The 12,164-nt window shown below is 59.0% G+C and carries 6 protein-coding genes; 5 read left to right on the top strand and 1 reads right to left on the bottom strand.

From position 1 onward, the window contains the following. The first annotated feature begins 489 nt into the window (after positions 1-489). Entirely contained in the window at positions 490-1,839 is a 1,350-nt protein-coding gene (locus ACWUI2_RS21620; RefSeq protein ID WP_486984924.1) for an InlB B-repeat-containing protein, read from the top strand. 121 nt (positions 1,840-1,960) lie between these two features. Continuing rightward, positions 1,961-5,167 carry an exo-alpha-sialidase gene (locus tag ACWUI2_RS21615; protein ID WP_486984923.1) on the top strand — a complete coding sequence of 1,069 codons (3,207 nt, stop codon included), beginning with the start codon at positions 1,961-1,963 and terminating at the stop codon, positions 5,165-5,167. A gap of 1,796 nt (positions 5,168-6,963) precedes the next feature. Here ACWUI2_RS21615 and ACWUI2_RS21610 read toward each other — a convergent pair. After that, positions 6,964-7,749: a prepilin-type N-terminal cleavage/methylation domain-containing protein gene (locus ACWUI2_RS21610; protein ID WP_486984922.1), complete on the bottom strand. Its 786-nt coding sequence runs from the start codon at positions 7,747-7,749 to the stop codon at positions 6,964-6,966. Positions 7,750-8,020: 271 nt separating this feature from the next. Between ACWUI2_RS21610 and ACWUI2_RS21605 the strand changes: the two genes are divergently transcribed. The 3 genes from ACWUI2_RS21605 to ACWUI2_RS21595 all read left to right on the top strand — a co-directional run bounded on the left by ACWUI2_RS21605 (position 8,021) and on the right by ACWUI2_RS21595 (position 12,122). Then, positions 8,021-10,195 (top strand): sodium:solute symporter family protein, encoded by a 2,175-nt coding sequence (locus tag ACWUI2_RS21605; protein ID WP_486984921.1) that lies wholly within the window; start codon positions 8,021-8,023, stop codon positions 10,193-10,195. A gap of 47 nt (positions 10,196-10,242) precedes the next feature. Next, on the top strand, positions 10,243-10,572 hold the full coding sequence (locus ACWUI2_RS21600) for a hypothetical protein (protein ID WP_486984920.1): 330 nt from the start codon (positions 10,243-10,245) through the stop codon (positions 10,570-10,572). An 86-nt stretch (positions 10,573-10,658) separates the two neighbouring features. Then, entirely contained in the window at positions 10,659-12,122 is a 1,464-nt protein-coding gene (locus tag ACWUI2_RS21595) for a coiled-coil domain-containing protein (RefSeq protein WP_486984919.1), read from the top strand. Positions 12,123-12,164: the final 42 nt, after the last annotated feature.

The following is a 12,164-nucleotide window of genomic DNA, read 5'->3' as shown; positions in this document are numbered from 1 at the left end:
CTATGCGTGTCGTGAACCCAGCCCTGCGGACTGGGCTGTTGGATACCGCACCTTCGGCGCTGGGAATCGGGTCGATTTTCCCCGTGTCCCGGTCCAGCCCTGCGGACTGGGCTGTTGGATACCGCACCTTCGGCGCTGGGAATCGGGGCGGTTTTCCCCGTGTCCCGACCCCAGCCCTGCGGACTGGGCTATTGGATGTCGCGCCTTCGGCGCTGGAATCGGGGCGGTAATTCCCGTACCCCAACTCAGCCCTGCGGACTGGGCTGTTGAATGTCGCGCCTTCGGCGCTGGAGTCGGGGCGACTGTGCCGGGGTTCTTTGGCGCCGTAGGTGCCTGATTCTACAGCCCAGTCCGAAGGGCTGGGTAAACGGGGAAAACGGTTTTCGCGGCCTGAAGGGTCGCCATCCGCATAGGCTGGGAAGGGCGCCAATTTGTGCCTGGCAAAAAAAAGCATTGACTCACTCGAACGCACATGTATACATCTCCATTATGACCTATTCCAAACACTGCACCCTTCTTTCCCTTCTTCTCCTTTCGCTTGCCATCCTGGGCAAAGCCTCCGCTGAACCGACTGTTTTGACCGCTTATGATTTCAGATGGGCCGCCGGCGGCCAGGCCAGTATTTCCCCTTCGAATACAGCCCTCGGCGTCAGCGCTTCCCCATTCACCCGAGGACCGGCGCTCGGGGGGCATCAGGCGCCCTTTACGCTGGATGCCTTGGGCACTCAGCCCGGATTCGACTTGGACGACGGACGGTTTCGGGCACCCTATCCGATCGCTACCGCGGTGGATGCCGGAGCCTATTTTGAACTGACACTCACGCCGTCCGAGGGTTATCTCCTGACAGTCGATTCGATCAACATCGGTTCACGGCGGGCTTCCGCTAACACCGGACCGAACTTCATGGCCGTCCGATCCAGTTTGGATGATTTCGCCAGCGATGTTGTCAGCGGAATTTCGGCGGCCGGCCCCGGCGGAACAGCGTCGAATTCGGCAATCCTCGATTTTGGCACCGCATTTCGGAATCTCGGTCAGCCATTGACCCTGCGGATTTACGGATATGGCCGAAATGCGACCAACGCATCCTGGGGGATTTGGGCCGTCTCCAATCCGTATTCTAACGCAACCGTCACCGTCGATGGAGAGCCGGTGACTTACGGCCCGGCCGGGGCGAGTCCGATGCTGGTGAAAGGATCGGTTTACGAAATTCCGGATGGTTTCCTGCTGACGGTTGGCGCCACCCAGGGAGGCACGACGGATCCGGTCGATCCGGTGGCGTTCGAGGAAGTGACGGAGACGGAAGTATTGGCCATTCCTCTGCCCGGTTACGTATTCGAATCCTGGAGTGGAGATATTGAATCGACCGAGAATCCGTTGGTTTTCACCATCATTGGCGATATCCACGTCGTGGCCAATTTCGGTCCGGATCTGGCCGACGACGACGGCGACGGGTTGAGCAATTACGATGAAATTTGGGTTTATGGAACCGATCCCAACAATCCGGATACATCGGGTGACGGCATCCTCGACGGGGAAGCGGTGGCAATCGGGTTGAATCCATTGAACGACTACTCGCATATCGTGGGCGTCGTGACAAACCGGCCGGCTGGGTTCGGCCTGTTCGCGGAGTCCGAGATCCATGACGTTCGGTTCGGAGGGATCATTCTCGAAGCCACGGGGAATGGTCAACTGAAGGTTGACTTTACAGTTGAGGAATCGTTCGACCTTTCGTCCTGGGTGGAGCATGACAATTTCAGCAGCTTTTTCGAACTGCCGACGGACCGTCGATTCGTGCGGGTCCGAGCATCCGGCCCCGCTTCCGAGTCACCTTCGGAATGACGGCCTCGATGTCTGAATTCGGATTTATCTCGACGATTGCTTGATTACAAGGAGAGAGGTTCCAAGATCCTCTCTCCTTTTTTTTTCTAATTTTCGCGGTTACCAAAGCCCTTTCACGTCCATGACGAACTTATCTACTGATCCAGCAACGGCCCGTGTTCGTCTCGTTTCGTGGATCCTCCTTTGCCTGCTCTTCGGAATTTCCGAGCGACTGTTGGCGAATCCGCCGCCCTATGAAGCCGTCTTGGCGGAGCAGACGGTTGTATCGAAGGAAACGGGACGATATCTCGGATGGCCAAGTATTGCGAAATTGCCGGGCGGCCGTTTGTTGGTGGTTTATTCCGGGGATAGAGACTGGCATGTTTGTCCATGGGGGAAAGTGCAAATGGTCTACAGCGATGACCTGGGTGAGAATTGGAGCGAACCGGTAACCATCGCCAACACCCCGTTGGACGACCGCGGCCCCGGGATTTTGGTGACTGATGCGGGGACGGTGATCGTGACTTGGGATACTTCGCTCGAATTCGCGAACACCGGGAGTGCGTTTTACGAAAGCCGATATGCCCAATACGCCGATCACGCGGCGCAAATTCCACTGGAAGTCCGTCAACAATGGGCTGGCCCGTGGGCGATTCGCAGCGAGGATGGCGGAATCACCTGGGGAGAGCCGATCAAGATCCCATTGAATACCCCCCATGGTCCGATTCAGTTAAGGGACGGCCGAATCGTCCTGATCACGGGCGGAGGCATGGCCGAATCCCTGGACGACGGATTAAGTTGGAGAATGGTTTCCCGATTCCGCTCCGGATTTGGGCGGTTGAGCGAGGTTTCGCCGGTCGAGCGGAGTGACGGAGAGATCGTCGTCCTGAGCCGGGCGAACTACTTGAATCAGTTCGGAAGCAGTGACGGCGGGGCGACCTGGTCCGTTCCTTTCGCGACGCCAATCCAAGGCTATCCGCCTCATCTGATCGAGTTGCCCAACCATTGGTTGTTGGCTGTGTATGGCAGGCGGACCGATCCGATGGGCCAATTCGCCTCCATCAGCCGGGACGGAGGTGAGAGTTGGGAGACCGACCGGGAAATCACTTTGTCGATCGCCGACGCCCATGCCGGCACCGCCGCAGAACTTGGTTATCCGCCCGAATGGGATCTCGGATATCCCGCCACGGCTATCCTCGACGATGGGAGTCTCTTCACCGTCTATTATCAAGTCGATCAGGAGGGCGAATGGCCGAGTATCCTGGGGACCCGTTGGGAACTGGAAATCCATGATTCGAACGAGCCAGTCATCACGTTCAAACATCTCGATCCTCCTCCCCCGGCTCCGGATAAACCGTTAACCCATCTCGACATCGATTTTTCGTCGTATGACCCGGGTGAGGTGATCGATCAATCCGGTGGGGCTCCCGGACCGTGGAGCGGAGCGGACGCGTGGCACGGAGAAGTCGCCACCGTCGCAGGGACCCAAGCCTTGAAGGTTTACAGCTCGATGAGTGGTCCGGCGGGGCGGGGCAATGTCCCGATTTCCCCGGGAATGCCGGCGATGCATGATAACAGCCTGCGGCTGGAAGAGGCGGACAGGATTTACTGGGCGGTCGATTTATACGCCGCGTCGCCAAACAGCAGAGTCGCCTTCATCATGAGCGACACCAGTTCCGGAAGCGTGGCGCAAACCGGTTTCCGCCTCATGTTTAACTCCAACCATTCTCCGGTTGCATTTGCCAAATCGGTGGAGGTGACCGACGGAAGCGGGATACTGCAAACGATCCAGAGCTCGTTCACCCCGGAGTTGAACACCTGGTATCGTTTCGAAGTGGAAATCACCCAGAGCGAGATCCCGGGGAAAGGGACGTTTTCCGCTTTCGCTTCGGCCCTCGGGGAATCCATCCGAACGGCGATTCTGGTTGACCAGACGTATTCTTTCGCCGCCACCCAATTGCCGACCTTATTTGTCGTGCCAGCGGCCGCCGGGAGTTTCGCCGAAGCGGTGGCGATCAACCATATCGTCCTCCAAAGCGGTTTGAACACGTTTCCATTTCGCGCGGGGAGTGATCCGGTGGTGGTGGTGGATTACGACCTATCCGGTGTTCCCGGCGGGCAGACTTCGGTGGGGCCCGGGTCGACCGCGGACGCCGTCTCCGCCTCGCCCCTCATTCGGGGAGCGGGTCTGGGGCCGTATCAAGCGACCTTCACCGCGGGTTCCCTTGGAAGCCGCCCGGGAACGCCTGCCGCCGACTCGCGGTTCCTCGCCCCTTATTCCGTGGAAACAGCGGTGGACGGAAACGCCTATTATGAATTCACCGTCGATGTCGAGGAAGGCAACCTGTTGTCGTTGACGAGCATTACGCTCGGCTCACGCCGAGCTTCGCAAGCAACGGGGCCGAACTTCCTCGCATTGCGATCGAGTTTGGATGGATTTGCGAATAACATCGTGGCCGGTATCTCCGCGGCGGGTCCAGGATCGACGGTCTCCCGATCGGTCCGTTTGGATCTTGGCACGGGCTTTCGAAACCTCGGTGGTCCGGTAACATTTCGCCTCTACGGTTACGGACGAAATGGGACCAGCGGAGACTACGGTATCTGGGCACTGTCCAATCCGCTGGCAAACGCCTCGGTGGAAGGCCCCGAAGGCTCCCCGATCGTTTATGGACCGGAAGGCGCGAGCCCGATATCGATTCACGGTGTGGTTCATGCGATTCCGTCCGACGGTTTCGTGCTGACCGCATCGGCCGGACACGGTGGGACCGTTCATCCGCCAGCGCCAGTCGTTTTCGCAGAAGCGACCTCGGCGGAAGTGGTGGCGTTACCGTGGCCGGGATATGTTTTCGAAGGTTGGACCGGGGATGTTAGTTCGACCGAGAATCCTTTGGTTCTCTGGGTGGACGGGAGCCTCGTCCTAGCCGCGCAATTCGGTCCTGACGAAGCCGATGACGACGGCGACGGTTTGACCAATTATGAAGAAATTTGGATTTATGGAACGGATCCTGAAAATCCGGATACATCCGGCGATGGAATCCTGGATGGGGAGGCGGTGGAAATCGGTTTGAATCCATTGGGGGACTACTCATCGATCGTAGGTATCGTGCGGAATCGACCGGAAGGATTCGGGTTAGCCTCTGAAACCGATCTTGGGGACCATTGGATGGACGGATTTATGTTTAAGAAAACGAATCCGGGCGGAACCATTCTTCGCTTTTTTATTGAGGAGTCCGAGGATTTGATCGGGTGGAGCGATCATGAATATTTCGATCTTTGGTTTTCGTCGCCACCGGAAAAACGATTCATCCGGGTGCATCCGATCGGGAGTGGTGGTAAGGGCCGCCCGTAGGAGAAAGATGTAGGTGGGGGCGCCGTTCGAATGGCAGCCCTTCAGGCCGCGATTGTATCCGTATCGCCAACCCAGCCCTGCGGACTGGGCTATTGGATGCCGCGCCTTCGGCGTTGGGAATCTGGCGCGATTGCACCCGTATCGCGACCCAGCCCTGCGGACTGGCTGTTGGATGCCGCGCGTTCGGCGCTGGTAATCGGCGCGAGGGAACTGTTCCGGGGTTCTTTGGCGCCGTAGGTGCCTGATTCTACAGCCCAGTCCGAAGGGCTGGGTAAACGGGAAAACAATTTTCGCGGCCTGAAAGGGTCGCCATCCGCATGGGCGGGGGCGGGTCGCCGTTCGATGGCAGCCTTTCAGGCCGCGGTTGCATCCGTATCGCCAACCCAGCCCTGCGGACTGGGCTGTAGGATTGTCGCGCCTTCGGCGCTGGGAATCTGGCGCGGTTGCCCCCGTATCGCGACCCAGCCCTGCGGACTGGCTGTTGGATGTCTCGCGTTCGGCGCTGGGAATCGGCGCGAGGGAACTGTTCCGGGGTTCTTTGGCGCCGTAGGTGCCTGATTCTACAGCCCAGTCCGAAGGGCTGGGTAAACGGGAAAACAATTTTCGCGGCCTGAAAGGGTCGCCATCCGCATGGGCGGGGGCGGGTCGCCGTTCGATGGCAGCCTTTCAGGCCGCGGTTGCATCCGTATCGCCAACCCAGCCCTGCGGACTGGGTTGTTGAATGCCACGCCTTCGGCGCTGGGAATCTGGCGCGGTTGCACCCGTATCGCCAACCCAGCCCTGCGGACTGGGCTGTATGATGTCGCGCCTTCGGCGCTGGGAATCGGCGCGAGGGAACTGTTCCGGGGGTCTTTGGCGCCGTAGGTGCCTGATTCTACAGCCCAGTCCGAAGGGCTGGGTAAACGGGAAAACAATTTTCGCGGCCTGAAAGGGTCGCCATCCGCATGGGCGGGGGCGGGTCGCCGTTCGATGGCAGCCTTTCAGGCCGCGGTTGCATCCGTATCGCCAACCCAGCCCTGCGGACTGGGTTGTTGAATGCCACGCCTTCGGCGCTGGGAATCTGGCGCGGTTGCACCCGTATCGCCAACCCAGCCCTGCGGACTGGGCTGTATGATGTCGCGCCTTCGGCGCTGGGAATCGGCGCGAGGGAACTGTTCCGGGGGTCTTTGGCGCCGTAGGTGCCTGATTCTACAGCCCAGTCCGAAGGGCTGGGTAAACGGGAAAACAATTTTCGCGGCCTGAAAGGGTCGCCATCGGTACGGAGGGGACAGGTCGCCGTTCGATGGCAGCCTTTCAGGCCGCGATTGTATCCGTATCCCCAACCCAGCCCTGCGGACTGGGTTGTTGAATGCCACGCCTTCGGCGCTGGGAATCTGGCGCGATTGCACCCGTATCGCCAACCCAGCCCTGCGGACTGGGTTGTTGAATGCCACGCCTTCGGCGCTGGGAATCTGGCGCGGTTGCACCCGTATCGCCAACCCAGCCCTGCGGACTGGGCTGTAGGATGTCGCGCCTTCGGCGCTGGGAATCTGGCGCGGTTGCACCCGTATCGTGATCCAGCCCTGCGGACTGGCTGTTGGATGGCGCACCTTCGGCGCTGGGGGATCCGTGCCAGGGGATCTTTGGCCCTCGGCGTGTCGTTTGGAAGGTTCTTTGGCGCCGTAGGTGCCTGATTCTATAGCCCGGTCCGCGAGGGCTGGGTAAACGGAAAAACATTCTTCGCGGCCTGAAGGGTCGCCATGGACTCTCTGGAACCGCGTTGGACAGGCAGAGATGCCTGTTCACGTTTCTTGCGGTCAGTCGTTGAAAAATGAATACTCCCCGACAGGGTTATCGCTTCCAACTTGGGCTTTCGGCATGATCGCAACGAATCTTACGCTGCCGTCGACGAACGACATATTGGCCCTGAGCTCGCCGCCGCGACTGGAATGCCACCACAAGGCGAGGGTCTCCCAATTCTCCCCGGCACTCTCTTTGACCCGGGAATCCTGGTCACCAAAGAACACCATCCGACTTGGATTTCTGATCTGGTCGATGGTCAGAAGAGCGAGGCCGGACCGGTCGGTCCCCGCCGTTACCGCCGCCCGGGTAGTGACGTAGGAGTTGTAAAAATAACTGGTGCCCAGACTTTGGAAAACGGGGATTTCCGCCCAGGCCGGGGCGCCCGGATGGCGGTATTCAGCCCGATCCGACGGACAACGGAAAACCGAATAATCATGGTCGAAATAGTCATTGAACGGCATGGTCCGAGGATCCACCGTCCGAGGATTGCCGCCAGTCGTCCATGGGTTTGAAATCTGCCCCCGGATCGGAAAGTGTCCGTCGTTGTCGTTGGCATAGAGGATGCCGCCCATGGCGAGTTGGCGGAGGTTCGATTGGCAGGAACTGCGCCGGGCCTGATCGCGAACGGAACCGACCACCGGGATCAATATGGCCGCGAGAATTCCGATGATCGCGATGACCGTCAGAAGCTCGATCAAAGTGAAACCGGTCGACCGGTCCGCCCGGCAGATGACTTTCTGCCTGTTTCCAGTCTCCGGGTTGGTCGTTGATTCGTGGGAAGCTGAGTTGTTTCTTTTCATCGGCACCTTCGATTCGGGAACGGGTTTATAAGTGACTTTGACTTCTCAATTGCGGAAATCTAATTCAGTATTGCTCTGTATGCATGCGAATGCAAGGATGATTTTCGAAAAATTCTGGACCCCGCGCGACACGCCGGTTTCCCGGGTTCGTTCCTGTGTCCGGCCGGGATTTCTGGGCTTGTGTTTGACGGAAGGAAGAACATGATCACCCGAGCTTCCGCGTCGCCGGGAGGTTAACGGAAATTTTGTTTCGGTCGATTGTTCACCCATCATGGACGCATTCATTTATTCGTATGGAGTCGGTGGTCTGATCTTCGGAATCGGCATTTGGTTCGCCGTCAAACAGGGATATGTCGGGTGGAGTGGCCGGGGGCGTCGCAACCTTCTGATTTGCCTCGGGGTCCTGCTGTTTTTCGCAGGGCTTCAAGGATATCTCCAATACGCGCCGATGAACGAGGCTCCCGCCCGGGATTACGAGGGTGGGGCGGAAGCGGTTCTGGAGGATGTTGGTAAGATCCGGGGGACGCCGCTCGATTATGCGATCGTCGTCGGATATTTTGTGACGATTCTGGCGATTGGCACCTGGTTTGGGCGGCGTCAAAAAACTACGAAAGACTTTTTCTTCGGCGGGCAGCGGTTCGCCTGGTGGTTGATTTCGGTGAGTCTGATCGCCACCACGGTCGGATCCTACAGTTTCGTGAAGTATAGCGAAATTGGATACAACTACGGGCTTGGGGCGACGCAGGCTTATTGGAACGACTGGATCTGGTTTCCGTTGCTCGCATTCGGGTGGCTGCCGATCCTTTATTTTTCACGCATCGTTTCGATTCCGGAATATTTCGGGCGGCGGTATGACCGGAGAGTTCGCTTGTGGGCGACGCTTTATTTGCTGCTATATCTCATCGGTTACGTCGGCGTCAACCTCTACACCATGGGGACGGTATTGAACATCCTTCTCGGGTGGGAAATCTGGTTGGCGGCGATGTTGGTTGCGGTGGTCTCCGCGACCTATGTCACCGCGGGCGGTCAGACTAGTGTGATCATGACCGATCTTTTCCAGGGAGTGATTTTATTATTGGTCGGTCTTTTAGTTTTTGTATTGGGTGCGGCATACATCGGCGGGTTCGATCTGCTTTGGACTAATTTGCCCCGCGACGCCCGGCTCGCATTTCCCAACTTCAATGAAGAGGCCGGTTTTCCGGCGATCGGAATTTTCTGGCAGGACGCCTTTGCCAATACCGCGATGTTCTATTTCCTGAATCAAGGGATCATCATGCGGTTCATGGCGGCGAAGTCGCTGGATGAAAGCCGAAAGGCGGTCACCGCCATGATGGTCGGATTGATGTTCATCGGAGCGTTGGTGGTGGCGTCGGGCGGGCTGGTGGCACGGGCGTTCACCAACGCCGGGATGTTGCCGGAGGTCGAAGCGCGCGAAGCCTTTTTTATTGCGGCGGAATTATTGAGTCATCCGGGCGTGTTCGGATTGATTTTGGCGGCGATGACGGCGGCGCTGATGTCGACGGTCGACACCTTGATCACGGCGGTTTCCGCGGTGGTGGTCAATGACGTCTATCGCCCATACATTCGTCCGAAGGCGACCGAACGGCAATTGCTGAGAGTGGCCCGCATCACGGCCGTGACGGTGACTGTCCTCGGCGTGATCATGGTCCCGGTGTTCATGGGATACCGATCGATTCTGGTGGCCCACGCGGCATTCACGGCGGCGGTGACTCCCCCGATGGTGGTGGCGCTCCTGTTGGCGGTTTTTTGGCCGCGCTTTACCCGGGCGGCGGCGTTGTGGACGCTGGTGGGGGGCTTGGGAGCGGTCCTGTTTTCGATGTTCGTCCCGGCGGTGATCCTGCCGTTCGCCCATGGGGTTCCGATGGGGGAGGCGGGGGAAGGTTTCATGGGAGGAATGCGCCAGCAACCGTTCATGCGGGCGTTTTACGGGACGGTGGTTTCGCTTGGAATCGGCGTTGCGGTCACGCTTTGCACCCGCCCGGAGCCGGTCGAAAAGCGGCGGGGATTGGTTTGGGGAACCATCGGGGACGCGTTGCGGCATTACAAAGGATCGGCCGGGAAGGAAGGCGTTGTGACCCGGACGTCGGCGATGCCGCGGCCCGTGGAGGAACCGTTGCCTCATTTCGGCACGGCTGAATTGTCGGGCGTCCGTCTTTCACTCCGGGTGGCGCGGGAATTGAAATGTCAGGAAGGGGATCTCCTGTATGTCACCGACCCGAGGTGGTGGACGGGTGGAATCCATTCCGCCCATGTGATCGTAAGCGAAATAGTGGATCGAGGGGATGAATCCTGGGTCGAGATGGATCGAGAGGTCTACCGCAACGTCGTCGTCCGCAGTCGCCGGGGAATGCCGGTGCGTCTCGAGCGGCTTTACGAATCTTTTCCGGCGGAACCACCGGTCGCTCGCGAACCGCAAATTGGTTAAAGCGTTATTGACATTGGTTTGCAAGTGGCCTTCGATCTCGACCCATCTTGATCGAACGAAAGACCAGTTCCCTGCGTCGGCCTCCGCCCTTGGTGGCGGCGGTTTTGGTCGTGGCCATTTTCATGGCGGGGATCGCAACGCTCGGGGCGAAGCTTCACCAAGCTGCCTACGGCGATCACGAATGCGGCGACGGGATTTTCTGTGGCATCGCCTCAGGTGCCTCTTCGGTAGGGGCCTCGGTCAGCATTTTGGAGGACTGGACCCCTCCTGATTTCGCCGAGGCGAAGGTGGTTTTGTTGCCTCAGGCCGTCCTGGTGCCGCGGATCGCCTGCTCCGGTATTCACGCCCGCGCGCCTCCCGGGTTCACTGCTGTTTGAAAGAAGCGATTGGACGAGCCGCTCGATGCCGCTCGTGAAGCTTGTATGTGAAACTGCAGTTGAATTAGCGAAAATTATTCAAAAACATGAACCCGTTTAAATTTGCCTATGTATCCGGCCTCGGAAGTCTGACCTTCGCGGCCGTCAGTGTTTCGTCCCTTTCGGGACAGGAAAGTGAAACTCAAAGTGAGATCGAGGCGCTTCGCCTTCAGGTCGAACAGTTGCAATCGGCCGCCGAGGAGCAACAGGCCGACCAGCGGCGTCAATTGACCGAACTCCAGCGCCAAATCGAGCGCCTGGAGACGGAGAGAACCGAACCGGCGGCCCCGGCTACCGGAGCCCGGGTGGCGGAAACTCCCGGAGGGACGTGGCGGCCGTTCGACGGCGTCATCCTCCGACGGGACGACCGTGATTTCCTCAATATCTCCCTGATCGGTACTTTCGCCGCCGGGACTTCCACCGAGGAACATGTGGAGGACATCCAAGGCGGGCACCACGATCCGAGTCGCCGCGGCTTCACGGTGCAAGGCGTGGAACTCGCGCTCGACGGGATCGTCGATCCATTTTTCCGGGCCCAGGCGAACATCGTGTTCGCTCCGGACGGCCATGGCCACGGTGACTCCGTCGAATTGGAAGAAGCGTTCATCGAAACCTTGGCGCTCCCGTGGAATTTGCAGATCCGGGCGGGACAATTCCTCACCGAATTCGGCCGGCACAACACCCAACACCTGCATTTCTGGAACTTCGTCGACCAGCCGTTGATCAATCAGCGGATGTTCGGCCCGCATGGCCTCCGCAATCCGGGAGCGAGGATTTCCTGGCTGACGCCGACGCCGTTTTATTCGGAGTTGTTTTTTACCGTGCAGGACAGCACCGGGGAAAATGCGTATAGCTTCCGGAACGACCATGGTTTCAACGACAGCCACGTATTCTTCCGTCCGGCTCGGGTCCACAGCGCCCGTGGGGAAGAGATCCGCAAGTTGAGCGACCTCCTGTATACGTTTCGTTACGCCGCTTCGACCGACCTGACCGAGACTCAATCGATCCTCGGAGGGGTTTCGGCCGCGTTCGGACCGAATTCACCGACCCAGCCGACCGGCGCCCAACCTGGTTCGCCGGCCGGACGCACGGAGATCTACGGAGCCGATTTCTATTGGCTCTGGAGTCCCGGTCAAATCGGCGGTTATCCGTTTGTGAGCTGGCAGACCGAGGCGATGTGGCGGCGATTCGAGATGCGGAACCCGACCAATGTCTTCGAGGACTACGGCTTGTATTCGCAAGTGAACTACGGTTTCACCCGAGGCTGGGTGGCAGGTCTCCGCTATGACATTGTGCGCGGGGCGATGAATGATGTGGTCAATCGGGCGGGCGATTCCCTGGAACTGGTGAACCGGTGGCGGATCTCGCCGAATCTGACGTATTTTCCGTCGGAGTTCTCCAAAGTGCGACTCCAATACAACCACGACGAACGCAGTGGAATCGGGACCGACCATTCCGTCTGGTTGCAATGGGAGTTCTCGCTGGGAGCGCATGGCGCTCATCCGTTCTGAGGAACGTCAGGCTTAAGTCGGTGTCAGGGAAGATGACCTTTC

The organism is Verruconatronum alginivorum (genome assembly GCF_056590205.1).
This window is presented reverse-complemented; position numbering and strand designations above follow the sequence as displayed.

Bases quoted from the DNA above. Each gene is read 5' to 3' on its own strand.
- ACWUI2_RS21615 (WP_486984923.1), top strand. From the start codon at position 1,961: ATGACGAACTTATCTACTGATCCAGCAACGGCCCGTGTTCGTCTCGTT.
- ACWUI2_RS21595 (WP_486984919.1), top strand. From the start codon at position 10,659: ATGAACCCGTTTAAATTTGCCTATGTATCCGGCCTCGGAAGTCTGACC.
- ACWUI2_RS21605 (WP_486984921.1), top strand. From the start codon at position 8,021: ATGGACGCATTCATTTATTCGTATGGAGTCGGTGGTCTGATCTTCGGA.
- ACWUI2_RS21610 (WP_486984922.1), bottom strand. From the start codon at position 7,749: ATGAAAAGAAACAACTCAGCTTCCCACGAATCAACGACCAACCCGGAG.
- ACWUI2_RS21620 (WP_486984924.1), top strand. From the start codon at position 490: ATGACCTATTCCAAACACTGCACCCTTCTTTCCCTTCTTCTCCTTTCG.